General features: G+C 61.4%; 21 protein-coding genes and 2 tRNA genes. 17 read left to right on the top strand and 6 right to left on the bottom strand.

Features of this window, described 5'->3' with window-relative positions:
- Positions 1-29 precede the first annotated feature (29 nt).
- The 3 genes from yidD to rpmH form a co-directional block, all read right to left on the bottom strand.
- Entirely contained in the window at positions 30-491 is a 462-nt protein-coding gene (yidD, locus tag H578_RS13565) for a membrane protein insertion efficiency factor YidD (RefSeq protein ID WP_084709985.1), read from the bottom strand.
- Positions 492-507: 16 nt separating this feature from the next.
- Positions 508-933 (bottom strand): ribonuclease P protein component, encoded by a 426-nt coding sequence (gene rnpA, locus H578_RS13560; RefSeq protein ID WP_022872697.1) that lies wholly within the window; start codon positions 931-933, stop codon positions 508-510.
- Positions 934-1001: 68 nt separating this feature from the next.
- Complete coding sequence (rpmH, locus tag H578_RS15895) at positions 1002-1139, bottom strand: 50S ribosomal protein L34 (RefSeq protein ID WP_084709957.1); 138 nt, start codon at positions 1137-1139, stop codon at positions 1002-1004.
- 271 nt (positions 1140-1410) lie between these two features.
- On the opposite strand from rpmH, the gene dnaA reads away from it, so the two are divergent.
- From dnaA to H578_RS0105465, 14 genes are all read left to right on the top strand, one after another.
- Positions 1411-2910 carry a chromosomal replication initiator protein DnaA gene (gene dnaA, locus H578_RS0105525; RefSeq protein WP_022872696.1) on the top strand — a complete coding sequence of 500 codons (1500 nt, stop codon included), beginning with the start codon at positions 1411-1413 and terminating at the stop codon, positions 2908-2910.
- A gap of 198 nt (positions 2911-3108) precedes the next feature.
- The gene (locus tag H578_RS16175; protein WP_156837224.1) at positions 3109-3261 is read left to right on the top strand and encodes a hypothetical protein; all 153 of its coding nucleotides are present in this window, start codon (positions 3109-3111) and stop codon (positions 3259-3261) included.
- Between the two features lie 393 nt (positions 3262-3654).
- Positions 3655-4782, top strand: coding sequence for a DNA polymerase III subunit beta (dnaN, locus tag H578_RS0105520; RefSeq protein ID WP_022872695.1), 1128 nt, complete (start codon positions 3655-3657; stop codon positions 4780-4782).
- 19 nt (positions 4783-4801) lie between these two features.
- A complete protein-coding gene (gene recF / locus H578_RS0105515; protein ID WP_022872694.1) occupies positions 4802-6010 on the top strand; it encodes a DNA replication/repair protein RecF in 1209 nt (402 codons plus the stop codon).
- Complete coding sequence (locus tag H578_RS0105510) at positions 6007-6561, top strand: DciA family protein (RefSeq protein WP_022872693.1); 555 nt, start codon at positions 6007-6009, stop codon at positions 6559-6561. Before recF ends, H578_RS0105510 begins: the two co-directional genes overlap by 4 nt.
- A 444-nt stretch (positions 6562-7005) precedes the next feature.
- Positions 7006-9093 carry a DNA topoisomerase (ATP-hydrolyzing) subunit B gene (gene gyrB, locus H578_RS0105505; RefSeq protein ID WP_022872692.1) on the top strand — a complete coding sequence of 696 codons (2088 nt, stop codon included), beginning with the start codon at positions 7006-7008 and terminating at the stop codon, positions 9091-9093.
- A 58-nt stretch (positions 9094-9151) separates the two neighbouring features.
- The gene (gyrA, locus tag H578_RS13555; protein ID WP_022872691.1) at positions 9152-11731 is read left to right on the top strand and encodes a DNA gyrase subunit A; all 2580 of its coding nucleotides are present in this window, start codon (positions 9152-9154) and stop codon (positions 11729-11731) included.
- A gap of 86 nt (positions 11732-11817) precedes the next feature.
- Positions 11818-12465 carry a DUF3566 domain-containing protein gene (locus H578_RS13550; RefSeq protein WP_022872690.1) on the top strand — a complete coding sequence of 216 codons (648 nt, stop codon included), beginning with the start codon at positions 11818-11820 and terminating at the stop codon, positions 12463-12465.
- Between the two features lie 79 nt (positions 12466-12544).
- Positions 12545-12618 (top strand) — tRNA-Ile (locus tag H578_RS0105490).
- 127 nt (positions 12619-12745) lie between these two features.
- Positions 12746-12862, top strand: coding sequence for a DLW-39 family protein (locus tag H578_RS16475; RefSeq protein WP_022872689.1), 117 nt, complete (start codon positions 12746-12748; stop codon positions 12860-12862).
- A 12-nt stretch (positions 12863-12874) separates the two neighbouring features.
- Positions 12875-12947: transfer RNA gene (locus tag H578_RS0105480), tRNA-Ala, on the top strand.
- A gap of 286 nt (positions 12948-13233) precedes the next feature.
- Positions 13234-14841 (top strand): AlkA N-terminal domain-containing protein, encoded by a 1608-nt coding sequence (locus H578_RS0105475; protein ID WP_028463975.1) that lies wholly within the window; start codon positions 13234-13236, stop codon positions 14839-14841.
- Positions 14838-15359, top strand: coding sequence for a methylated-DNA--[protein]-cysteine S-methyltransferase (locus H578_RS0105470; RefSeq protein WP_022872687.1), 522 nt, complete (start codon positions 14838-14840; stop codon positions 15357-15359). Before H578_RS0105475 ends, H578_RS0105470 begins: the two co-directional genes overlap by 4 nt.
- A gap of 59 nt (positions 15360-15418) precedes the next feature.
- On the top strand, positions 15419-16354 hold the full coding sequence (locus H578_RS0105465) for a DMT family transporter (RefSeq protein ID WP_022872686.1): 936 nt from the start codon (positions 15419-15421) through the stop codon (positions 16352-16354).
- 124 nt (positions 16355-16478) lie between these two features.
- On the opposite strand, the gene H578_RS15505 is transcribed toward H578_RS0105465, so the two are convergent.
- Both H578_RS15505 and H578_RS0105455 read right to left on the bottom strand, forming a co-directional pair.
- Positions 16479-17138 (bottom strand): MFS transporter, encoded by a 660-nt coding sequence (locus tag H578_RS15505; protein WP_342664307.1) that lies wholly within the window; start codon positions 17136-17138, stop codon positions 16479-16481.
- Between the two features lie 19 nt (positions 17139-17157).
- The gene (locus H578_RS0105455; protein WP_156837222.1) at positions 17158-17664 is read right to left on the bottom strand and encodes an MFS transporter; all 507 of its coding nucleotides are present in this window, start codon (positions 17662-17664) and stop codon (positions 17158-17160) included.
- Between the two features lie 82 nt (positions 17665-17746).
- On the opposite strand from H578_RS0105455, the gene H578_RS13540 reads away from it, so the two are divergent.
- The 3 genes from H578_RS13540 (at position 17747) to H578_RS15890 (ending at position 19906) form a co-directional block, all read left to right on the top strand.
- Entirely contained in the window at positions 17747-18646 is a 900-nt protein-coding gene (locus tag H578_RS13540) for a LysR family transcriptional regulator (RefSeq protein WP_022872685.1), read from the top strand.
- A 202-nt stretch (positions 18647-18848) separates the two neighbouring features.
- A complete protein-coding gene (locus H578_RS0105445) occupies positions 18849-19481 on the top strand; it encodes a hypothetical protein (protein WP_022872684.1) in 633 nt (210 codons plus the stop codon).
- Positions 19478-19906 carry a type II toxin-antitoxin system PemK/MazF family toxin gene (locus H578_RS15890; RefSeq protein WP_084709955.1) on the top strand — a complete coding sequence of 143 codons (429 nt, stop codon included), beginning with the start codon at positions 19478-19480 and terminating at the stop codon, positions 19904-19906. The genes H578_RS0105445 and H578_RS15890 overlap by 4 nt, the downstream gene beginning before the upstream one ends.
- Before the next feature lie 552 nt (positions 19907-20458).
- Here H578_RS15890 and H578_RS13535 read toward each other — a convergent pair.
- On the bottom strand, positions 20459-24547 hold the full coding sequence (locus H578_RS13535) for a helix-turn-helix domain-containing protein (RefSeq protein WP_033420321.1): 4089 nt from the start codon (positions 24545-24547) through the stop codon (positions 20459-20461).
- Between the last annotated feature and the right edge of the window lie 247 nt (positions 24548-24794).

Here is a 24794-nt window from a genome sequence, read left to right as displayed (position 1 = left end):
CGCGCACAGAACAGGCCCAGAGTACGGGATCAACCTGACTTCTCGTCCGGCTCCAGGGTCTCTTCTTCAGCGTCCATCGGTGGATGGTTTTGCTCTATGATCCCGGGGATCGCGTCCTCGCGCCAAATCCTGCCCGAAACAGGCACGTGGTCGATACCTCCACCGGACCATGGATTGCACCGCAGAATCCGCCACACAGTGTAGAGACTGCCGCGGATCAACCCGTGGGAGGTGACCGCTTCCAGCCCATAGGCCGAGCAACTGGGGTAAAAGCTGCACACCTGCCCGTACAGCGGCGAGATCAACAGTCGCCAAGCTTTGATGAACAGGATGAAGGGGTAGGAGGGCGCTTGGCGTAGCCATCCCCAGTGCCCGCGACGCAGCTCCTCTTCACCAGGAGCGGGACCGGGCTGCCCGGGTGTTTGCCCCGGTGCTACGTAATAGTCGGCGTGGCGGAGCCACCCATGGGCTGAGGCGGAGGTTTCCCTCATCTGGGGTGGCTGGTGCTCACCCATCATGCTCACCCATGGCACGGTGCTTGTGGCTCGGCTGTCCGCGGTGCTTCTCCCGGCCAGCAGCTTTTTTCACAGCCCGGCGCAGACCGCTGCTGAGATCTGTCACTAACACGGAGTGCTCTGCTGCGGCGGCAGCCGGCAGGGCACGCACGACGACGTCGATTCCACCGTTGCCTGGGAAGTCGTCCCTCTGGGCCATCAGTTCCGCGATGATGTGCCGCAGCCTGCGCGTGGTCCGGTGACGCATCACGGCATTGCCCACGGCTTTGGAGACGATGAAGCCGCAGCGCCAGCGCACCGGCCCAGCCTCCACCGGCAGGACACTCACCACCACGGTGCTTGTCCCAGCACGCGCGCCGCGTTTCATCACGGCAGAGAAGTCCCGCTTACGGGTGATCCGATGTTCGCGCGGCAGCATAGTTCAGCCTTGTGGATGCAAAAACGGCCCGCCCCGAAGCCGGTGGCGGGCCGTTATGTGCTGGCAGCTCAGGCGGAGAGCTTCTTACGCCCGCTGCTTCGGCGCGCAGAGATGATGGACCGGCCGGCGCGGGTGCGCATCCGGGAACGGAAGCCGTGCTTGCGGCTGCGACGGCGGTTGCTCGGCTGGAAAGTCCGCTTGCTCACTGTAGTACTCCCAAAGTGATGGATGTGAAAGTCTGGTTCAGTCCCTGGTCGCGCGGCCCAAAGGCGCGCGAAGTCGACAGGGTGACCTGTCAACACTACGCGCCGTCTTTGTCCTGAGTCAATTTGCTGCTGTGTCTCCACATGCGGATCCGCGCAAACTACGTCACACTGGGTGGTCGCCCACATCTTTCCCACAGCGAAGTTCACAACCTGTGGAATACTGTCTGGGCAATACCATGACGTCGAGACCCAGTGCCGGAGGATCCACAGCGTGTCGGAGGACGAGGAGACCAGCGTATCCGCCAAATGGCAGCAGGTGCTCACCGAACTGCGGGAGAACCACGGGATCACCGGGCTGAAGCTGACCGACGTCGGGCGCGCCGTCCCTCAAAGTGACCAACTCATCGGAGACACCCTTTTATTGGCGGTGCCCCATGAGCGGGTCCGTGAATTGATGCAGTCGACATTGCAGTCCCAGCTCTCCGGTGCTTTGCGGACCGTCTTCGGCAAAGAAGTGCTCTGCGCCTATGTCATCGACCCCGAGCTGGGCAAGAAACAGCAGCGCTCCGGTGATTCGGCGGCCACACCCACTACAGCCTCCCCGGAAACTGCCGGCGATCAGGCAGAACATCCCGAGCCGGCGCCGTCGTCTGCTGAGACCCCGCTGGTGATGTCACCGGAACCCGCACCGGCAGCACCGAGAACCTCTTTCGGCGTTCCACACAGCGGTGAGACCTTTGAGGCCTCTCGGTTGAACCCGCGGTATACCTTCGACACGTTCGTCATCGGGTCCTCTAACCGGTTTGCTCACGCTGCAGCCAACGCGGTCGCTGAAGCCCCCGCTAAGGCCTACAACCCGCTGTTCATCTACGGTGACTCCGGTCTCGGCAAGACTCACTTACTCCATGCCATCGGCCACTACGCCCAACGGCTCTACTCCGGGATCCGGGTGCGGTACGTGAACTCGGAGGAGTTCACCAATGACTTCATCAACTCCATCCGCGATGACGAGGGGGCCAGTTTCAAGCACCTCTACCGCAATGTAGACATCCTGCTACTCGATGACATCCAGTTCCTGGCGGATAAGGAACGCACTGTCGAAGAGTTCTTCCACACTTTCAACACGCTGTACAACAACAACAAACAAGTAGTCATCACCTCGGACCTGCCACCAAAGCAGCTCTCCGGTTTCGAAGAACGTCTACGATCCCGGTTCGAGTGGGGTCTCATCACCGACATCCAGCCGCCCGAACTGGAAACCCGCATCGCGATTCTGCGGAAAAAAGCCAATGCGGAGAATTTCTCCTGCCCTGATGATGTCTTGGAGTACATCGGCTCGAAGATCTCCACGAATATCCGGGAGCTAGAGGGTGCCCTCATTCGAGTCAACGCCTATGCCAACCTCAACAAGCAGCACGTGGACCTGGATCTGGCCGAGCACGTGATGCGGGATCTGATCTCCGATGACCACCTCCAGGAGATCACCGCCGAGCAGATCATCAACGCCACGGCCGAGTACTACAACTTCACCGTAGACGACCTGATGTCGAAGTCCCGCAGCCGCAATCTCGTCACCGCCCGGCAGATCGCCATGTACCTGTTGCGGGAGCTGACGGAGATGTCGCTGCCGAAGATCGGTCAGGCTCTGGGCGGGCGTGACCACACCACGGTGATCTATGCCGAACGGAAAATCCGGGAACTCATGGCCGAACGTCGTGCCGTGTTCAACCAGGTCACAGAACTGACAAACAAGATCAAGCAGCAGCGGTGAACTGAGTCGCCCTGGGCCGTCAAGTTCGTGGTCCACGGGTGTGGGAATCGGCGTCGTGCACAACTTTCACTGATGTAGTTCCGCTCCATCAGCGCCCGGCACGGGTTTTGACATCTCGAATCTCCACAGTTTTCCCCACATTTCCACAAGCTGAAGTGGAGGACGGTACACCCGCCTCGCACACCTGTGGAAAACCTCGTGGAAAATACAGTGCAGAACTGGTCGATGATTGGGGACGACGACGCCGAACCTGAGGAATCCGCATCACCATGCGGTTTTCTCTCCACCCCTCATGCACAACCACGCCGTGGACAGTCCACCGGTGAACTCACAGGCAAACTCTCCGGATGAGCGCGAAGAGGGCGGTTATCCACAGAATCCACACCCGCTACTCACACTTCTACCCTTTTCATCCATCAAACTCTCAACAACGCACAGTGAGCGCCCGGTAGCGACCTGAGGGTGGGGTGGTACAGCACCCTCCTCCTTCACTCGCCGTTTACCTACGCGAGCTCACGAAACTAGCTCGCGTAGGTAAACGCGCTCGCACAGGGGCCCCTGACGTTAGGGACCCGTGCAAACACAGGGTTCTGTTTGTGCGGGCCACGTCAGGGAGAATCCTCCGGGTGCTGTACCACCCCACCGTGCACCCATATCTTGGGGTTTTGTATCGTGCACACAGCTCATCTAGTAAGCTCAACCATCAGACACGACCAGTTTGACGCTTGACCTGAGGGAGACTCTGTGCAGTTCACCGTGGACCGTGACGTGCTGACTGAAGCCGTCTCCTGGGCAGCACGCGCACTCTCCCTCCGCCCCCCGGCACCTGTTCTCTCCGGGTTGTTGGTCACCGCGGAGAATTCCATCGTTACGATTTCTAGCTTTGACTACGAAGTCTCCGCGCAGCTGCACATCGAAGCCGAGGTCAGCACCGAGGGCACCGTCTTGGTCTCCGGGCGGCTGCTCAATGACATTGTGAAGTCCCTGCCGAACGCTCCGGTGACCCTCACTTTAGAAGACTCCAAGGTCTTGGTGACGTGTAAGTCGTCTCGGTTCACTCTGGCCACGATGCCGGTAGACGAGTACCCAGATCTGCCGGGTCAACCGGAGACTGCAGGCAGTATCGACGGAGCAGGGTTCGCCAAGGCTGTTTCCCAGGTCATCACCGCGGCTTCACGGGATGACACACTGCCCATTCTCACCGCGGTGAAGGTCGAACTGGAGGGGGATACCATCACCTTCCTCGCCACCGACCGATATCGCCTGGCGATGCGGGAGATTCACTGGTCGCCGGCACAACCGGATATCTCCACCTCGCTGCTCATTAAAGCCAAGACGCTCAACGATGTGGCCAAGTCACTGGCCGGCGGCGGGGAGTTGTCGATCGCACTGTCTGAGGATGACGGTCTGGTCGGGTTTTCCTCCGGTGGCCGTCGGACCACCAGCACACTGGTGGATGGTGACTACCCGAAGATCCGGCAACTTTTCCCGGAGGAAACACCCATCCACGCGGTGGTGCGGACCTCTGACCTCATTGAAGCGGCCCGCCGTGTTTCCTTGGTCTCAGAACGCAACGGTCATGTCCGGTTGCAATTCACCGAGGACAACCGGGTCACCCTGGATGCCGGCGTCGATGACAACGCCTCGGCCTCAGAAGTCATTGAGGCTCAGCTCACCGGTGAGCCGATCACTGTGGGCTTTAACCCGGCCTACCTCAACGAGGGGCTCAACGTGGTGGACACTGAGTACCTGCGGTTCTCCTTTGTCTCAGCCCCCAAACCGGCCATGATCACCCCGCAGGAGGCCCCCGATGGGGAGAACTCCACGGATTTCCGGTACCTGCTGATGCCGGTGCGCCTGCTCAACCAGTAGCGGGAAAGGGGGCCGTGTTGTGCGGCTGAGCCAGCTAACCCTGGAGAATTTCCGCAGCTATGACCACGCCCAGCTGACCCTAGAACCGGGCCCCAATGTGCTGCTTGGGTTCAACGGTGTGGGCAAGACCAATATCGCTGAGGCCGTCGGGTACCTCTCTACCTTGTCCTCACACCGGGTCTCTGCTGATGCGCCTCTGGTCCGCCACGGGCAAGACCAGGCCTTTATCCGCGCCAACGCCCACCGGGGGAACAGGGAAGCTGTCCTGGAGGTGGAGATCAACCCTGGGCGAGCGAATCGCGCCCGGATCAACCGGGGGTCACCGGTACGTGCCGCGGAGATTCTCGGCGTGTTGCGCACTGTGCTCTTCGCCCCGGAAGACCTTGAACTCATCAAAGGATCTCCCAGTGCCCGGCGGAAGTTCTTCGACACCCTGGTTGTCCAGTTGCGTCCTGCCCTGGCCACGGTCCGGCAGGAATATGAGAAGGTGCTGCGTCAGCGCAACGCCCTGCTGAAGTCCATCCGTCATGAGGGATTCACCCCCACTCATGAGTCCACATTGGCGGTGTGGGATCAGCAGTTGGCCACCTCCGGAGCCCGGCTGCTCCGGGCCCGGGGTGATGTCATCGCCGCGTTGCGCCCGCACGTCACAGAGGCCTACCACCAGATTTCGCAGAGTGTCCGGACTGCCCGGATGAGCCAGCTCAGTTCCTTAAGCGGATATGACGACGACGCCGGCGACTCCGGCGAACAGGATCAAAACCTAGAGAGCCTCACGACTGAGGAGCTCACCGAGGCCTTACTGCGCCGACTACACGAAGTCCACAAGCAGGAACGTGACCGGGCATTAACCTTGGTGGGACCGCACCGTGATGACGTGCGCTTCACCCTGGATGACACCCCGGTCAAAGGCTACGCCTCCCACGGGGAAACCTGGTCTTATGCCTTAGCACTGCGGATCGCTTCCTACCGTGCCCTGGCGGAAGATGACCCCACCGAAGGGGCGGAACCCATCCTCATCCTCGACGACGTATTCGCTGAACTCGATGCCCGGCGCCGGGCCCGGCTGGCCGATCTCACCGGCGAGGCTGAACAGGTTATCGTCACCGCTGCCGTTGACGACGACGTGCCCGAACACCTCTTGGCCAACGCCTACCGGGTCCGTTCCGTCGAACAGATCAGCAGCGTTGAACCCCACCAAAGCCCCCCGGCAAACTCGAGATCATGAGCTCTGCTGTTTCCCCGGAAGAACCGACCACCCCGGAGTACGAGGATGCCGCGGTGGTGCTCTATCGGCGGTTCCGCCGTGCCGCTGAAGATCGGGGAGAGTACCGGCTGCGCAAACCGCTGAGCTCCCATGGTTTGGCGAAGAACCCGCGCAGTACGGCCCGCGAGGCCAAGGCTCCGCGGCAACCCGGCGATCTTCGGGATCCCAAACCCCTGGGCGGTCTGGTCAAAGGCCTGATCCGCTCGAGGGGGTGGAGCGCCCCGGTGGCGGTGGGATCGGTCATCACCCGGTGGGATCAGTTGGTGGGGCCGAGCATCGCCGAGCACTGCACTCCGGAGAGCTTCGCCGACGGCGTCGTCGTCGTGATCTGTGATTCCACTGCTTGGGCGACGAACCTGAAATTGATGAAACCGCAGCTGATGGATGTTTTTGAACGCGAACTGGGTCCAGGCATTGTCACTGATGTTGAGATCCGCGGGCCCGCAGCACCTAGTTGGAAAAAGGGGCGCTACTCTGTGCGCGGCCGCGGTCCCCGTGACACCTACGGGTAAGAATCACTCTGAAGCGCCGGCTCGCCGGTGGAGCTGAATCCACGCGGCCACAGAGACGATTCCAAGCTCCAATGCCTCATCCCGAGAAAACCGAGTCCGCGCGGCCACTACGGAAAACCCCTCCTCCTTCACTCGCCGTTTACCTTTGAGAGCTCAAGAACCTAGCTCCCAAAGGTAAACGTGCTCCCACAAGGGATCCTCCGCGGTTTTCCTCCGTGGCCGCGCTCAAGGTATTCGAAGCGCAGGCGGCGCTGTGCCGCGCTGAGGGGGCCGCAGATGATCCCACCATCATGCTGCGGAGTCCGAATCGGTCCGAGCACACTTCCCGGCCCGCTCAGCGGCAGATAGCTGCTCAGATCAGCGCGCAGAAATGGGGAAAACCGCCCGTGGACCGGTAGACTGGCCCAAGCACTTCTGCCCACTTCAAGGAGACGACGACGCCGGATGGCTGAAAACACCACCCCGGAGGCCCAGGGAAACTACGGCGCCAGTGATATCACCGTCTTAGAAGGTCTCGAGGCGGTCCGTAAACGGCCCGGGATGTACATCGGCTCCACCGGTGAGCGGGGACTGCACCACCTGGTCTATGAGGTGGTGGATAACTCCGTCGATGAGGCACTGGCTGGCTATTGCGACCACATCCAAGTCACTCTGCAGGATGACGGCGGGGTGCGGGTCGAGGACAACGGCCGCGGCATCCCCGTGGATATGCACCCCACGGAGGGCAAGCCCACCGTAGAGGTGGTCATGACCATCCTGCACGCCGGAGGTAAGTTCGGCGGGGGCGGGTACCAGGTCTCCGGTGGTCTGCACGGGGTGGGTATCTCGGTGGTCAACGCGCTGTCTCAGCGGGTGGAGACCACAGTGCACCGGCAGGGCCACGAGTGGACGATCGCCTTCGCCAATGGCGGGGAGGTGACTCAGCCGCTGACCCAAGGCAAAGAGGTCTCTGACACCGGCACCACGCAGCTGTTCTACCCAGACCCGGAGATCTTCGACTCGGTGGAGTTCAGCTTCGAGACCCTGCGGGCACGGTTCCAGCAGATGGCCTTCCTCAACAAAGGGCTGCGGATCACGCTGCGGGACGAACGTCAGATTGAAGAAAACGTCGTCGTCGAAGATGAGATCGTCGACTCCTCCGAGCCCGCGGAGATCCCGGAGGGTGAAGAGCCGGCACCCGCTGAGCCAGGGGAGAACGAAGACGCCGTAGTCGAAGAGCGCGGTGCCGGGCGGGTGGTCGTCTACCAGTACGACGACGGCTTGCTGGACTACGTCAAGCACCTCAACTCCGCCAAACGCGCCGAGAATGTCCACGACGACGTCATCGCCTTCGAAGCCGAAGACACCGAGCGCGGGATCAGCGCAGAAATCGCCATGCAGTGGACCCTGACCTACTCTGAGTCGGTCCACACCTATGCCAACACCATCAACACCCATGAGGGCGGGACCCACGAAGAAGGTTTCCGCTCCGCATTGACGGCATTGGTGAACCGGTACGCCCGGGAGAAGAACTACATCAAGGAGAAAGAAGACAACCTCACCGGTGAGGACATCCGCGAAGGTCTCACCGCGGTGATCTCGGTGAAGCTTTCCGAGCCGCAGTTCGAAGGCCAGACCAAAACCAAACTGGGTAACTCGGAGGCTCGCGGTTTCGTCCAAGGAGTGGTTCACGAGCACCTCGGTGACTGGTTGGAGCGTAACCCAGGCCCGGCCAAGGACATCATCCGCAAAGCCCAGTCAGCGGCTCAGGCTCGGCTGGCTGCCCGCAAAGCGCGGGAGCAGGCCCGGCGTAAATCCCCGCTGGAGACCTTCGGTATGCCCGGGAAGCTGGCCGACTGCTCCTCCAAAGACCCCCGCGAGTCAGAGATCTACCTGGTGGAGGGTGACTCCGCCGGCGGGTCGGCTAAACGCGGCCGCAACCCTCGGACCCAGGCGATCCTGCCGTTGCGCGGGAAGATCCTCAACGTGGAGCGCGCTCGGCTGGACAAGGCGCTGTCCAATGCGGAGATCCAGGCGATGATCACCGCCTTCGGTACCGGTATCGGTGAGGAGTTCGATATCTCCAAGCTGCGGTACCACAAGATTGTGCTCATGGCCGACGCCGACGTCGACGGTCAGCACATCTCCACCCTCATGCTCACTCTGCTCTTTAGGTACATGCGTCCGCTCATTGAGCACGGCCACGTGTTCCTCGCCCAGCCGCCGCTGTACAAAATCAAGTGGTCCAATGGTGACCCGGATTACGTCTTCACCGACGCTGAACGTGACGAGGCACTGGCTGCTGGACGGGCCAAGGGGCGCAAACTTCCCAAGGAGCAGGGCATCCAGCGCTACAAGGGGCTCGGGGAGATGGATTACTCCGAACTCTGGGAGACCACTATGGACCCGGAGAATCGCACTCTGTTGCAGGTCACCATGGAGGATGCCGCCGCTGCGGATGAGATTTTCGCCATCCTCATGGGTGAGGACGTCGAGTCTCGGCGCAGCTTCATCCAGCAGAACGCCAAGGACGTCCGCTTCCTCGACATCTGACCGGCCGCCCGCCGTCGCCTTTATCTGATACCGACCGCACGTAAGGACACAGCTTCCAGTGAGCGAGAACCCGCCAGAGAACCCCGAGGCCGTCGACGGTCCCGTGCTGCCCGGAGGCCTGCCCGCCGACAAGGTCGAGCAGATCGACCTGCAGACGGAGATGAAACGCTCCTACCTCGACTACGCGATGGCGGTGATCGTCGGCCGCGCGTTGCCGGACGTCCGGGACGGACTGAAACCAGTTCACCGCCGGGTGCTCTACGCGATGTACGACGGCGGCTACCGACCAGATCGCAGCTTCAATAAGTGTTCCCGTGTGGTCGGGGATGTCATGGGCTCCTACCACCCGCACGGTGACTCGGCGATCTATGATGCCCTGGCTCGTCTCATCCAGGACTGGGTCATGCGCTACCCGCTGGTGGCCGGGCAGGGGAACTTCGGTTCCCCCGGTGACGATGGTCCCGCCGCACCCCGGTACACCGAGACCAAAATGGCCCCGCTGGCCATGGAGATGGTCCGGGACATCCACGAGAACACTGTCGATTTCCAGGACAACTACGACGGCAAGCAACAGGAGCCGGTTGTTCTGCCCAGTCGGTTCCCCAACCTGCTGGTCAACGGTTCCTCGGGGATCGCCGTTGGTATGGCCACCAATATCCCTCCGCACAATCTGCGTGAAGTCGCCGACGGCGTGAAGTGGTACTTGGCCAATCCGCAGGCTTCCCGGGAGGAACTGCTCGAAGCTCTCTTGCAGCGGATCAAAGGACCTGATTTCCCCACGGGTGCGCAGATCCTGGGTACTAAGGGAATCGAGGAGGCGTACCGCACCGGGCGGGGGTCGATCACCATGCGCGCGGTGGTCAACGTCGAAGAGATCCAGAACCGCACCTGCCTGGTGGTGACCGAGCTGCCGTACCACGCCAACCCGGACCGGCTGGCGGTGAAGATCGCTGAACTGGTCAAGGACGGCAAGATCTCCGGGATCGCTGAGATCCGAGATGAGTCCTCCGGGCGGACCGGTCAGCGGCTGGTCATCGTGCTCAAGCGCGACGCCGTGGCCAAGGTCGTGCTGAACAACCTCTACAAGCACACCCAGCTGCAGGAGAACTTCTCCGCCAACATGCTGGCCCTGGTCGATGGTGTCCCCCGCACCCTGAGCTTGGATGCTTTCGTCCACCACTGGGTGATGCACCAGATCGACGTCATCGTCCGGCGCACCCAGTTCCGGCTGAACAAGGCGGAAAAGGAAGCCCACATCAAGGTGGGTCTGCTCAAGGCTCTCGACGACATCGACCGAGTCATCGAGACCATCCGCGGTTCGGCCAGTGTGGACGAGGCTCGTGAGGGCCTGAAGACCCTACTCGACATCGACGACGACCAGGCCACCGCCATTGTCGATATGCAGCTGCGCCGTCTGGTGGGGCTGGAGCGGCAGCGTCTGCAGGACGAGTACGACGAGCTGATGCGCATGATCGCTGATTTCAAGGAGATCCTCGCCTCCGAGGATCGTCAGCGCGCGATCATCGGTGAGGAGCTCGACGGCATCGTCGAAAAGCACGGTGACGAACGGCGCACCACTATCCTCTATGGCTACGACGGCGATATGTCGATGGAAGATCTGATCCCCGAAGAGGACGTCGTCGTCTCCATCACCCGCGATGGCTACGTCAAGCGGACCAAGATCGATAACTTCCGTGCGCAAAACCGTGGGGGCAAAGGGGTGCGAGGGGCGCAGCTGCGCGCCGACGACGTCGTCGAGCATTTCTTCGTCACCACAACCCACCACTGGATCCTCTTCTTCACCAACCTCGGCCGGGTGTACCGCACCAAGTGCTATGACATCGCCGAGGCGGGCCGGGACTCCAAGGGCCAGCATGTGGCCAATATTGTCGCCTTCCAGCCGGAGGAGCATATTGCCGGAGTGCTCGCCCTGCGTTCCTACGACGACGCCGATTACCTGGTTCTGGCCACGAAGTCCGGTCTGGTGAAGAAGACCCGCCTGACCGACTACGACACTCCGCGCCAGGCCGGAGTCATTGCCATCAACCTGCGTGAGGACGATGAGCTGGTCTCGGCCAAGCTGGTCTCAGCCACTGATGACCTCATGCTGGTCTCCCGGAAGGGTCAGTCGTTGCGGTTTACCGCCACCGACGAGGCGTTGCGTCCTATGGGCCGTGCCACGTCCGGGGTGACCGGGATGAAGTTCCGCGACGATGATGAACTGCTTGCCGCCGACGTCGTCACCGAAGACTCCTACGTCTTCGTCGTCACCGAGGCCGGTTACGCCAAGCGCACCCACGTTGACGAATACCGGGTGCAGGGCCGCGGTGGTCTAGGGATCAAGGTCGGCAAACTCGTCGAAGACCGCGGCGACCTGGTCGGCGCGATGGTCGTCGAAGAGGATGATGAGGTGCTGGTGGTCATGGCCAGCGGCAATGTGGTCCGCTCCGCAGTCTCCGGGGTTCCGGCCAAGGGTCGCGACACGATGGGCGTGATCTTCGCCAAGCCGCGGAAGAACGACCGGATCCTCAAAGTGGCCCGTGCTTCTGGAGCCGCACTGGCCGCTGTCGGGGAAGAAGCCGGCGACGACGCCGAAACACCTGAAGCTGAACTCAAAGAACCTGAGGAAACCAGCTAGATCCATGCAGTACCGTGGGTCTCTGATATTCCACCGCCCCGGCTCCGGGGCCTGCAACGATGTGACAGCCCGATGGAGGAAAGCCAGTGAGCGATAGCAGCGGCGCCGACGATCAGAAAGGCCAGCGCACGGCCAACCGCTTTCCCGCGCCGCGGCCCCGCGCTTCTGCCCCCGCTGAGCAGGACACCCACGCCACCCGGCCGGTGTCAGCGTCCCGGCCTCGCCCGGCCGCACCACGCCCGCAGGGCCGCCCCCAGGCTGCTCCGCGTCCCACCGGACGAGTTCCACAGCAGGGCCAGCGTCCCAGCGGTGCCCGCGGGGGGCAGCCTCGGCAGCAGCTGGTGCGCCCTACCCCGAAGGCGAAGGTCCGCAAGGCTCGTTTGCTGGTCTCCAAGGTGGACGCCTGGTCTGTGCTGAAGATGAGCTTTTTGCTCTCGGTGGCGCTGGGCATTATGACGGTGGTCTGCGCGGTGACCCTGTGGACTGCCATGGACATCACCGGAATCTTTGACCGCATCAACAGCCTGGCTGAGCAAGTTCTAGGTACCGAAGGTGGCGGGACCGGCTTCCGGGTTGAAGAACTGGTAACTACCGGGCAGATCGCTTCCTTCGCGACGATCATCGCGGTGGTGAACGTCGTGCTGTTGACGGTGCTGTCCATGTTGGCGGCCGTGTTGTATAACTTGTCGGCCTCTCTGGTCGGCGGTATCGGCGTGACCCTCACGGACGACTGATCCGCTGAGCACGGGTTTGTCGGCCCTGAGGTGGCTGGTGTAATGTGTAGTGGTCGTCCGGACGTCGGGCGGCACATGCGGGCGTATAGCTCAGGCGGTTAGAGCGCATCGCTGATAACGATGAGGTCCGAGGTTCAAGTCCTCGTACGCCCACAGCGCCTCGTGAACGTGTGTTGTTCGAAAGCTTGCTTTCTCCGGATGCACACTGAAGCGGAGTGCAAGGTGGACTGAACTGTTCAAACGGTTCGGAACGCCCAGCTCCACTGACGAAAGGGACGCCGTGAAACGAGTTCTGCTGCTGGCTGCGGCTGTGGTCGGCGTCGTCGCCTATCGGGAGTGGAAGAAGCAGGAAGAAACCCGAGACGTCTGGTCATCGACCACGGACGAGGTCCGCTGACGTTTCACCCACGGGGGCTTGGCGCAATTGGTAGCGCATCTGCTTTGCAAGCAGAGGGTTAGGGGTTCGAGTCCCCTAGCCTCCACCGAATCAATGTTGGTGACGGGAATAGGCGACATCAGAGGATGTGGCTTGTTCCCCAGCGATAAGTAGGATCGTCCGAGGATCCGAATCGAAGGCAAATAGCACTCGCAGTGCCGGGCCGAACAGGATCATTAGTGATGCCCTGAGGCCATCATCAGTGCCGAGTCATCGAACGTGGTGGTGAACGAAGCATGCCCTGCGACCATCTGATGTCTCGTCGATTTGTCAGGCCACATAGGAGTCACATGTCCGATTTCCGCTGGACTTAGGGCTCGGCAGGCAGTGAGATGGACTGCATGAATCAGGACGTCGGGTTTGCGGAGAGGTATCGCGCTGTTCGAGCGCGGGATGCTCGCTTCGACGGGCAGTTCTTCTTCGCTGTTTCCTCCACCGGAATCTACTGCCGTCCGTCCTGCCCGGCCCGGACCCCGAAGCCGGAACACCTCACCTTCTACACCACATCGGCTGCAGCGCATGAAGCCGGTTACCGGGCCTGTAAGAGGTGTCTCCCTGAGGCTGTGCCAGGTACTCCGGAATGGAACCTGAGGCAGGATCTGGCAGGTCGGGCGATGCGCCTGATCCGGGAAGGAGCGATGAACCGGGGCGGAGTGCAAGCCCTCAGTGACCAGCTGGGCTATAGCCCTCGGCATATTCACCGCAGCCTTTCGGCGGAGCTGGGAGCTGGGCCTCTGGCTTTGGCGCGCGCCCATCGGGCTCAAACGGCACGCAACTTGCTGACGAGCACAGACCTGAGCGTCTCTGATATCGCCTTTGCTGCCGGGTTTAGATCACTGCGGCAGTTCAACGACACGATGCGGGAGGTCTTCGATGCCACCCCTGGCGAGATCCGTTCACGTTCAACCAGCGGCCCTAAAGGCCATCCTCCGGATCACCCAGAGGCTCCTCATCCGGGAAAGGGACAGGCTCCCATTGTCCTGTCCTTGGACCTTCCCGTACGAGAGCCCTTTGACGCTTACGAGGTGTTCGGCTTCCTCGCTGAGCGGGCACTGCCCGGTGTCGAATTCGCTCAACTCGCTGAGGACCGTCTGGTCTACGCGCGGACTCTGCCCCTGCCCTCAGGACCGGGCGCCATGGAAGTGACAGCCGATGGAGAAAGTGTCAGATGGCGCTTGAGCCTTCGTTGTGAGCTCACCTCGTTAGCCGATGTGCCGAACGTTGTGGCCACGGTCCGCCGGCTCCTGGACCTCGACGCTGACCCTGGAGCAGTCGACGCCGCCTTGAGCGAGGACCCCGCCCTGGCACCGTTGGCAGAACGCACCCCGGGGATTCGACTGCCAGGTGCTGCTGACCCGGAAGAATATGTGACCCGCGCGATCGTCGGGCAACAGATCTCGGTGGCCGCTGCCCGTACCCAGCTCAGCAGACTCGTCTCCCAGTTGGGAACTCCTTATGAGTCGGCCTTCACCGGTCTCACCACGGTTTTCCCGTCTCCGGAGAGAATCCTCCACGGTGTTCCGGATCCAGGAGACCCCGCTGAGCGGCCCCTAGACCCCCAGCGGCCTTTGAGGTTGACGGCCCGGTCCATCCGTACTGTGCGCCGGGCTGCAGAAGCGCTGGTCAACCGGGAGCTTCAGGTGCACGCCGGAATCGAGCCTGAGACATTGCGGAGTCAACTGACCGCCCTGCCTGGGATCGGGGAGTGGACAGCGGCCTATCTGTCACTGCGCCTGCTGAATCACCCGGATACGTGGATGACCGGTGATGTGGCTCTGGTCGCTGGAGGACGGGATCTCGGCCTCATCGATGATGAGACACCGACACCAGCTGCTCACCGGAAGCTGGCCAAACACGCCGAAGCATGGTCTCCGTGGCGGTCTTATGCCGCGATGCATCTGTGGAAGGCTGCCGTCCTCTCGAAAGGACACCAGACATGAACGGCCTCAGCTCAGGACAGGTCACCACCGCCGACGGCATCTTCACCGTCGTGGCTGATGATGCCCATGTGGTGGCCTCCGGATGGACTCAAGACCTTGAGACGCTGGTGGCACTGATCCATCCCCGTCTGCGTGCAGATCTCACGAGTCACACCTCTCCCGTGGTGCAGGAGGCCGTGAAGGCGGTCGTAGCCTATTACGACGGCGATGTGTCAGCACCGGCGCAGATCCCGGTCAGACAACACTCCGGTCCCTTCCGGGAGCGGGCCTGGGAGGTGCTGCGTGCGGTGGAGCCGGGGGCGCCACTGACCTATACCGAATACGCCACTCGCATCGGGAACCCCACAGCGGCACGTGCAGCGGCAAGTGCGTGCGCCATGAACGCAGCTGCCCTTTTCGTCCCCTGCCATCGGATTATCCGCACTGATGGCACGCTCGGCGGATTCCGCTACGGCCTTGATCTCAAGGCCAGGCTGCTCAGCAGAGAAACACAGCGGCGGCAGCGATCTCTTTCGTGAAAACCGCTACAGATGACTCCCCTGTTCCCTGGTCGAAGGCTCGGCGGGATGATCGTCCTATGAGCCTCCACACTGAACCTGCCCAACCCCCGGGCAGCACCGCATCTAGCGTCTCGCCTGTCCCTGCGCTTCCCGTCCTGGCCATCGTGGCTACTGTGCTGATGTGGGCTTCGACCTTTGTCATCATGCGTTGGGCTTCCGCCGACATTTCGCCCGGTCCGCTGGCGCTGATCCGGCTCATCGCCGGGTCCTTGACCTTAACTGTCATGGTGCTGTGGGTTCGTCGCGGCAGACTCTCGATCCCGCGCGGCAAGGCCCTGGGGCTGACGGTTGCTTTCGGCGTCAGCTGGTTCGCTCTTTACACGCTGGTGCTTAACTGGGCCGGTCATTACCTCGACGCCGGCACCGTGGCCATGGTGGTCAACTTTGCCCCGCTGATGGTCGGCATCGGAGCCGTGGTTCTGTTCAAAGAGGCCTTCTCCCGCCGGCTGTTCATCGGGATGCTGGTCTCGCTCTCCGGCATCGGGTTCATTACCGCCTCCGGCACCACCGGGCAGCTGGCCTGGACGGGGCTGATGATCGCCTTCGCCGCCGCGGTGCTCTACGCGGCAGGGATGCTGCTGCAGAAACTGGTCCTGCGCGATGTGGACCCGCTGACCGCCACGTGGCTGGGCTGTATCTCCGGCGCGGCGGCACTCTTGTTCTTCTTGCCTCAGACGCTCAACGAGGTCAGCGATATATCGACCGGAACCATCATCGGCGCGATCTATATGGGTATAGGGCCCACCGCCTTGGGATTCTGGTTCTGGGGTTACGCCATGAACTACTTCGCCACCGGACGGGTCGCCTCCGCAACTCTGGCCGTCCCCGCCCTCGTGGTGCTTATGTCAGCTCTGACCCTCGGGGAGCTCCCGCCGCTGCTGGCTATCATCGGCGGGGCGATCTGCCTCACCGGCGTTGCGCTCTCCCAGATGCGGCCGCGCAGCAGAAGATGACAAACCACGTGCTCCCGCTCAATCACCGGAGCTCTTACGCAGATGGACGTCGGCCTCGTGACGGGGAGCAAAGGTTTTCTAACCCGTGAACCATGTCCCGAACTCGCGCGGATGGGCTGAGCGATCATGGAGAGCGTTGCGCCGAGCTGACTGGGGCAAGCCATTGGGTCAATAGGGCGACCACGACAATGCCGATGCTGGTGATCAGGAATGCGTCGGCGTATCCGGTGGTGCCGATGAACCAGCCGAGGATGAGTGCGCCGACTCCGAGTCCGCCGTCGTAGGCCATGTTCCACACGGTGCTGGCTGTCCCTGATTGCGAGCGGCCCAGGCGGTGGACGGTGAGGACAAAGGAGTCGTTCTGACCAGCACCGAACCCAAGCCCGACAAGCCCGGCGCCGACGATGAGAACCGCTGCTGGGCTCTCGCGCAGGGCCTCTGAGGTCAGGGCCAGTCCTGCTGCTGTCAGCAGGACTGAGACAAACAGGAGCTTTCCGGGCTGGATCCGGTCGTCAATGATGCCTGATGCGAGTCGTCCTGCAATAAGCATCACCGAGGCCACTAACAGGGCCAGGGAAGCCTCCCCAGTGCTTGGCCCGGAGATGGGTAGGAACGTGGTGGTGGCCCCAAAGGCTGCCGCGGCAAGGAGGAACAGCCCAACTGGAACAGCAATCCGCCGTAGGTCCCTGAGACCGGCGAGTGTGAATCTGCCGTGGGCTTTTCCAGGGAGCATGAAAGAGAGGGCCGCAGCAACAAGGGATGCTGCACCTGAGAGCCAGAACACGAGGTCGAACCCGAGGTTCTCAGCGACCCAGACCCCCACCAGCCAGTGCAGCCAGATTGGGAAGTGCCGCCGCTGCCCCGTTCAGGGAAGCCGAGGATGAGAGCCGGCCGGTCTTAGCGAGATCGGCAGCCAGGGTGGCACCGGCGATGACCACCAGGGCAAACCCGACACCGCGGAGAACCGTCAGAGCAGTGATGCCCCCTATGTCTGTAGAGAGGGCATAGAACGGGGCAGGGGCTCCCAGAAGGACTGCTCCAAGGATCATCATCTCGCGTAACTGGAGCAGTCTGAAGAGAACAGGTGCTGCACATTGGGTGGCCACCGTTGCGCCCATCATCACTGCTGTGGTGCTTCCCACTGCGACGCCCTCCGCCCCGCCGCTGGAAGCCCACATCGGCACTACGGGCAGCAGCGCGGCATAGTTGAGAAACGCTAAGAAGGTCACCACCAACAACACCACCATCCCGGCCACCGGGGCGGGGCCACCTGATGCGGGGTGATGGTGGCGATGTTCTGGACTGCTCATGCCTCCACAGTGAGGCTTGCCCTGGTATCGTGTCCAACGATGAATCACGATCGATTCGATCGGTTATTTCGATAGGGGCGGTGTGGATACCCGGCTTTTGCGCAGCTTCTTGGCAGTGGCGCGTCTGCAGAGCTTCACTGATGCTGCTCTGGACCTCGGGTACACCCAATCCACGGTGACCAGCCACATCCAGAAACTGGAGCATCAGCTCGGCACTAGCCTGCTGGATCGTTTGCCTACCGGGGTTCAAGTGACCGAGGCCGGAGCGCGGCTCATTCCTCGTGCCGAAGATGTCTTGGACGCGGAGAATCAGCTCCAAGCTGTCACTAAGGAGGGTGAGGGCGAGATTGCTGGCACTGTGCGGATTATGGCGCCGGAGTCACTGTGCACCTACCGGTTGCCTGACCTGGTGACTGCTCTGCGAGACACAGAACCTGGTATCGATATATGGCTCACGCCGGGCGGGATCAATCACACCATCGAGGAAGTCCGGCGCGGCAATGTAGACCTTGGGCTCACCTTGGAACCTCAGCTTCCCGCCTCGGAGCTGAGAACAGAACTGCTCGGCTACGAGGAACTGGTCCTACTCGCCCCACCAGGCAGTGCGCCTGAAACCACTGTGACGTGGGATCGCCTGGCTCGGGAAGATGCCCTGCTTATCGAAGAAGGCTGTGGCTACAGCGATAACATCGCCGCGAATCTCCGCCACCGCGGTGAGGCGGCTGGGCGCCGATCGCACTTCGGCAGTATCGAAGCCATCAAACGATGTGTCGCCGTCGGACTCGGATGGGCCGCACTCCCTGCCATTACTGCTGCCGAACAGTTCACCGATGGCACTCTGCAAGTCTTGAATGGACCGGAGCTGCCGGACTGCGAAGTCCACGCGCTCATCCACCCACGCCGCTACCGCACCCCAGCCACAGACGCCGTGCTCAATCACCTACGCCACACCTGGAACCCGGACACGGAGACTTCGCACTGAGCGGCCACGCCTCGTGCAGATCACAGGCAGCGCAGCTGCCCCAAGCCCTTTGCGTCAGGGGCTTGGTAGCTCGGCGTGTTCTCCAGCTACGGCTAATATTGAAGGTTTGAGGCGCGCCTGTCCTCAGTGACGGTGTAGTAGACTATTCTGTTCAATAGGTTAAGATCCCTGTTCGATCAATGGGGTTGAGGAAGGGAGCGTCATGACCAAGTATCGTTATGCTGGCCCTGCCGCCTCCCTCATTGCTCTTTTGGAGCTAGCTGCACGGGAGGGAATCTCGGTCACACGGACGAAGCTCGCCAAGCTTCTGTATCTTGCTGACCTTCAAGCAACCGAAGATGGCCTTGCTGCTACCTCTGGAACTCCCTGGATCTGGTACAACTACGGTCCATGGGCACGGGAGTTAATCGTTGCCGAAGAGGCGTTGGTTCGAGAGGGCATTGCTGAGCGCGAGGTGGGTGAGAATTACTACGGGACGCCCCAGACGACACTTTCATTGAAACATGCGCCTCGGTATGCGGTTGACGAAGAATTCTATGAGTTGATGGCTGCTACAGTTCGTGAGTATGGGAGATTATCACCCAGTTCTCTTAAAGACTTAACGTACACCACAGCTCCGATGCTCGAAGCTCAGAAGACGCAGCGGGGTGTTCGGTTAGATCTCACGGGACGACGGCCAGTAAAGCCAATGGCAAAAACGCTTAAGAAACTTGCGAAACATCGCGAATCGCGCCAGCCCGTCGGGACTGTTCCCGAGGAAGTGCAGACAGGTCTTGTTGCTGAGTTCCGAGAGAATAAAGGCTGGATCAGAAGGGCGAATGAGAAGATTCTGTGAGGGCAGATTCTGTATTACGCCCAATTTTGGGCGGTATCTACCTAGTTACGGATGAGTCGCTCTCCTTGCCACCAGAGAGCAAGCGTCGTCTTCACAAGGAGCGACGGCCGTTTGTTGTGTTGTCCGGCCCGGAGACGAATCGAAATGAAGGCTGGCCACTAGTTCTTGGTTGTCCACTTTCCTCGCAGACCTCCTGGCGCACAAGTTATTGTGTCCAGATCAACAAGGGCGAGTTCGGACAAAGTAAAAAGACGTGGATACGTGTCCCCGCACTCCAACCGCTTGAGAAGGCCATGTTGGAAGATAGGGTAGGGCTCCTTGATGCAGCTCGTCTCGAGCTTGTGCAGTCCAGAGTTGTTGATTACATGGGTATGCTTGACGAAGGTGATGATGAAGAGTTAACCACTGAAGAGCCTTGGGCCTAATCGCCGAGTAGACCCCTCCTGTCCTTCTGACTCTTGACGTCAATCTCAGTATCTTTGTATTCACATTGGTTTACTCCTAGTCCCCAAATGATTTCCTGGTCTTCGTCCATACCGTGGCACGATGGATTCTGAATCGTCTGACGAGAGTCTTGACGCTGACTCCATTAGCGTGGGCTGTTCGCAAAGCGTCCACTTCTCTCGCAGTCAGCGGTGTTCGAGGTTGTCTCGTTGCCTCTGCTAACACGCCGATGAGGGAAGCACCTTGCTCAGGGACACGCTTGTCGCCCTCAAGAAGGCCCTGATTCCACGCGGAAACCAGCTTCTGGATGTGCTGTCGCCTGTTCCGGCAGTGCTTCATTAGGCCCACAATTTCCGTTCTGGTGAGGGCGGCGACCGGCTCAGCGAGTCGGCTCGTCGCCCTTTCGTCTTCGCTGTAACGTCACGGCCGACGACTTGCCCCTCGTCGGCCGAGTCTTACAAGCAGCGGCGAAGCGGTGATCTCGACGCTGCGAAAATGTAGATCTAGCTGACACTCAGCTCGCCCAGGAACAATTACCATTCGCGGGAGTCGAACACGTCACGATCGCGCTCTTGCTCGACAGCTCGGGCTCCCGACTCGCTCAGATCCCGGTAAAATGCTTCCGTCGGCGAGCCGGGGGGCAACCGCGATGCAATGGCCGCTCCTTCGTCACGCATGCGAACATCTTCATCGAATGGCTCCCCGACAGCGCCTGTTCGGGTGCCGGCGACCGCGGACGCCCACAGACCGCTTCTCATTCGCTTTAGCGACTGAGAGCCAAGACGAGCAGCGGCGTCGAGCAATTCTGAAACCATATCGACTTGGTCGAAGACCATGCTGGGAGATGCCTCTGAGAGTACTTCCGCGACGGTCGCACAATCCTCAGCTGTTCCGGTCTGGACGAACTTGAGCAACAGAGAAAGAACCGCATCATCGAAGGATTCTGCCGCCGCGGCAAACAATTCCTTGCCCATATGCCGGCGCTGCCAAGCCTCGCTAGAACCAATCCAACTCAGGAGCTCTGTCAGGTACTCTAAGAAGGCGGGATCGCGCCGAAGGTCAAGCGACCCGTGCCAGAGAATTGGGACAGGCCGGTATCTCGGGGGAGCGTCCTCCCGCTCCGCCAACTCAACTCGGCCTTGTAGCATCCGGAGGATCCGACGGGGATCTTCTGCGGACCTGTGTCGGAGGAACTCCTCGATCTCGTGGCCATCGAAGGAGATCATCCGACTTACTTCGGCCAAGAGCGACTCTTTTGCCTCTGGATCGAGCGCGGTCCAGGTCAGTTCGCCGCGCTCCCATGTTAGATACGACAGAACCCGGTGCGAGACCGCCGAGGAGTCGGCGAACGGCACGTTGCAGAGCAAGCTGCTGGCCGACGCGAGGTCGGACCTGGCTAGTGATGCGGCGCCGTCGACGACCGCCAGTCGCACGGCCGCATCGTCGTGTCTAGCCAACCCGTGGAGAATCTCGAGTTCGTGGGGCACGAGTGGGTAGTCGTAGCGGGTGCGTGCCGCTAAGCCACATGCGGCTGAGACGCGGATGGCGACATGATCGGCTTCGGCCAAGCGTCGATAGGTATCGATCAGTCGTTCAGGCATCAGCCTGCCCGACATGTCAATCATTGTTGGAAGAAGACTGATTAGGCTCGGATCATCTGATGTCACTGCCCTCGTTGCAATCTCGGGGAGGATGCTCGGCCGCTGTTGAGCCATCTCCGAGATCAGGCGGTTCACACCAGTCGGATCACGATCGGGATCCGTGCGCTCGACAGCGAGACGCTCCAGGACGAGATCGACGGCCCGGCCGTCGTCGCATTCATCGAGGACCCGGCGGGAGATTCGTGCGAGCATCTCCACAGTGACCTGCTGATGCTCCTCGAACGTCATGTCGCGCTCTCGTACGAGGTGCCCCCACCCATCGTGGACCATCAGCGCGACCTCAAATGAGAGGGACGTGGGTAGCTGAAGGAGAGCAGTTTCGGCAGCATCCTGGACCATCCCGGACCCGTAGTCAGCATGCCAGTGCAGCGCCTCCATCAGCGCAACAGCCACCGCGGGATCGAGCTCCGCGTTCGACACAGCCTGCGCAACCGCACCTGCCGTAGCGACGAAATCGTCATCCCAAGAGTGACGCTCATCGAGGCTCACCTGTCGTCCAAATACTCCGCGCGGGTACCTGATCGCGGATCCGATGAACTTCGCAGCCGCTATCCCTCGCCACGTATCAGGGTGGCCGAGTTCGCGGAACGCTAGATCCAAGGCTGACTGCCTAATCGGGCGCACGACATCCTGATTTAGTGAGAAAGGATGGAAGTGCAGCGCATTGTCGCGGAATGTCGTCGAATGCCCCTCGGTCTCAACGAGGCCCTTGATTGGAGCCAGTGGCGAGATTGAAGGAAAGTCTTTCGACCAAGAGATCGCCATGTTGAGCATTGCTCGGTTGAATGCCACCGGTTTGGAGACGTCGTACTCTGCGAGCTCTTGGAGTACTCGGAGTGGGTGACTGGGGTGTTGATGTGTCGCACGTCGATCCGACTGCGCCAGCTTCCAAAGAAGCTCGCAAGCATCACGGATGTGATCGAGGGAGTAGGTGGTCGGCTTGAGCACGTCCGGTATAGTTGCGAGAACGTCCCGCCAGGTTGTGTGCCACTGCCAGCCGTCGGTAGCAGGCGGATCCTCGTCCTCAACGGGATGGCAGAGGATTTTGTTCACTGCCTCGATCGTGCGCGACGGCTGATACTGCGCCACCCGCTTTAGCACGCTGAGCAGCTGGCTGTACGCGGCGACGCTGGCCGAGCTGCTGATCCCGGTCATCAGCGCATCCCAGAAGCGCGTGCTAAGGCGGACGACTTGTCGATCGATCTGCCAGTCCACCCGCGCCGTGTTCACGAACGCGTTCGCCAGGGCGTCACCGGTCGCCGCTTCATATAGGCGCTTGAGAAAGCCACTGTCTGTCCCCGAACGACGGTCGATCGCTGCGTCGGCGAGGATCACGTCACCCAGGAGATCGGGCACGATACGAAGGCTGTCGCCTCGGCGCAGAAGAGCACCCGATTCCTCGAGAGCGATCAAGTGAGGGAGTAGCCGGTCGAATGGCCGGCTGATCAGGGACTCAAGTGCCTCCCGGAACCCGACATTCCCGATTCTGAAGGGCTGGAGCGCAGCTACGCAGTTGAGTACCTCGCTGCGAGCGTCTGGGTCAGCGCCCCCGCTGGTTGGAACAAGAATGTCCTTGAATTTCAAGAGGACCTCTGACCTGATGTCTTCGTCCTGCTCCAACAGCCTTGGGTCCAGAGACCTGGTGCGGATCAGGAACCCGCCGACTGTAGTGATGAGTGGGCAGTCGCGCGATACAGAGGCAAGGCGCTCGGAGAAGATCTCGTTCTCCGGTCCCAGGGCCTGCTGAGCGAGCTCAACGACCGCGGATTGCGTCAGGTCGTCCAACTCCACGGTGTGGAGGTCAGAGAGGCGCATCGATATCCGCGCAAACTGGGCAGCAAGCTCAGGCCTGCCGTAAGGTCGGGTCGCGATCAGAACCTTCGCGCTGTCATTCCGGGCGCAGATGCCCGCAACGACATTCGCGCAGTCGTTTCGATCGTGAGCGTCATCGATGACTATGAGGACGTTCCCGCTGGCGGGGAGAAGCTCGAAATCGTGAGCTGTCGGCACGGCGCCTGCGGGGAGTAACCGCACTAGCCAATGACTTGCTTCCAAGGCGACCGCAACCTCTCGGATCAATCGCGTCTTGCCGATCCCGCCCCGCCCGACGAGAACCGAGACAGGCACCTCGCCGCCTCCAATCTCGTCTCGGAGCGAAGCGAGTTCGTTCGAGCGCCCAACCAATGCCCAATCGTGATTGAACCCACTTGTTCCAGTGAAAGTGGCGAAGAACTGGTCGGGGGTCTGCCATGAACTCGGCTCAGGAACGCCGAGGAACGACTCCCGATGGTTCGGGAAGTAGGTCTCGACGAAGCGCACCGCGGACTCCGGCGAGCTGACGAACAGGTTGGACCTCACCCAACGGGACAGATCCTCACCATCCCACAGCTGCCAGGCGGGCACCTTTGCGATCTCCTTGCGAGCGGCAGCGGAAGCCGTTGTGCGCGAGAGGAATAGGTAGTTGATGGTCGCCGGCACGTCAACCGCAGCGATTGCATCTCGGACCTGCTTGGGACCGAATTGACGATGACGCTTGCATTGCCCTTTGACGGTCAGCTCGCCGTCGACGAGAAGATCGATGCCATCTTGTTTCTCACCAGCCCCGCCGAACCGTGATGCGTGACCTTCCGGATGTAGGTATCCGAGAACCTCAGCGCAAGCGTCCTCAAAGCGCTCCGCGCTCAGCTCATGGAAAGGCAGAGTGCGTAGCAAAGGCCGCACGGGAACCGTCTCTGCCTCCGCGGAAGGGATGGAACTGTGGCCAGCGGCCTCGAGGACGTCCTCGACGCGCAGGTTAAGGGCACGGCCCACCTTCTCAGCCGTTGGGGGCCGCGGTCGACTGCCTCCGCTCTCCCAGCGGCTGACTGCCTGCTGGCCTACGCCAACGCGCCGGCCGAGCTCGGCTTGATCGATTCCGAGTCGACCACGAGCCGCGCGCAGCATGTCGCCAAGGTCTGCCATGACTATACGGTACGCAATAGATGCGTGCGAACGCGTTAAATGCGTATGGAAGTTCACCGAGTCGGGATGGGAAGCTGTGCCAAGCGTCGTACGTTGCGCCGATCCGCTCCGCCAGCGCCTTATCGCGGTCGAGGGTTGCGTGCTGGTAGATCACTATGGGCGCCTGGGAGGCGTTGCCCGCGTGGGCCTCGAGCTCGGCGCCGGTTGCGCCGTGTTGCCCAGCGACCGTGAGCGCTGTGTGGCGAAG

It is taken from the genome of Nesterenkonia alba DSM 19423 (assembly GCF_000421745.1).
Lineage (GTDB): Bacteria > Actinomycetota > Actinomycetes > Actinomycetales > Micrococcaceae > Nesterenkonia > Nesterenkonia alba.
Note: the sequence above shows the minus strand (reverse complement) of the source record. Positions and strands in the feature narration are given on the sequence as shown.

Bases quoted from the DNA above. Each gene is read 5' to 3' on its own strand.
- yidD (WP_084709985.1), bottom strand. From the start codon at position 491: ATGAGGGAAACCTCCGCCTCAGCCCATGGGTGGCTCCGCCACGCCGAC.
- rnpA (WP_022872697.1), bottom strand. From the start codon at position 933: ATGCTGCCGCGCGAACATCGGATCACCCGTAAGCGGGACTTCTCTGCC.
- H578_RS0105510 (WP_022872693.1), top strand. From the start codon at position 6,007: ATGAGCTCTGCTGTTTCCCCGGAAGAACCGACCACCCCGGAGTACGAG.
- gyrB (WP_022872692.1), top strand. From the start codon at position 7,006: ATGGCTGAAAACACCACCCCGGAGGCCCAGGGAAACTACGGCGCCAGT.
- H578_RS0105475 (WP_028463975.1), top strand. From the start codon at position 13,234: ATGGACTGCATGAATCAGGACGTCGGGTTTGCGGAGAGGTATCGCGCT.
- H578_RS0105470 (WP_022872687.1), top strand. From the start codon at position 14,838: ATGAACGGCCTCAGCTCAGGACAGGTCACCACCGCCGACGGCATCTTC.
- H578_RS0105465 (WP_022872686.1), top strand. From the start codon at position 15,419: ATGAGCCTCCACACTGAACCTGCCCAACCCCCGGGCAGCACCGCATCT.
- H578_RS0105455 (WP_156837222.1), bottom strand. From the start codon at position 17,664: ATGAGCAGTCCAGAACATCGCCACCATCACCCCGCATCAGGTGGCCCC.
- H578_RS0105445 (WP_022872684.1), top strand. From the start codon at position 18,849: ATGACCAAGTATCGTTATGCTGGCCCTGCCGCCTCCCTCATTGCTCTT.
- H578_RS13535 (WP_033420321.1), bottom strand. From the start codon at position 24,547: ATGGCAGACCTTGGCGACATGCTGCGCGCGGCTCGTGGTCGACTCGGA.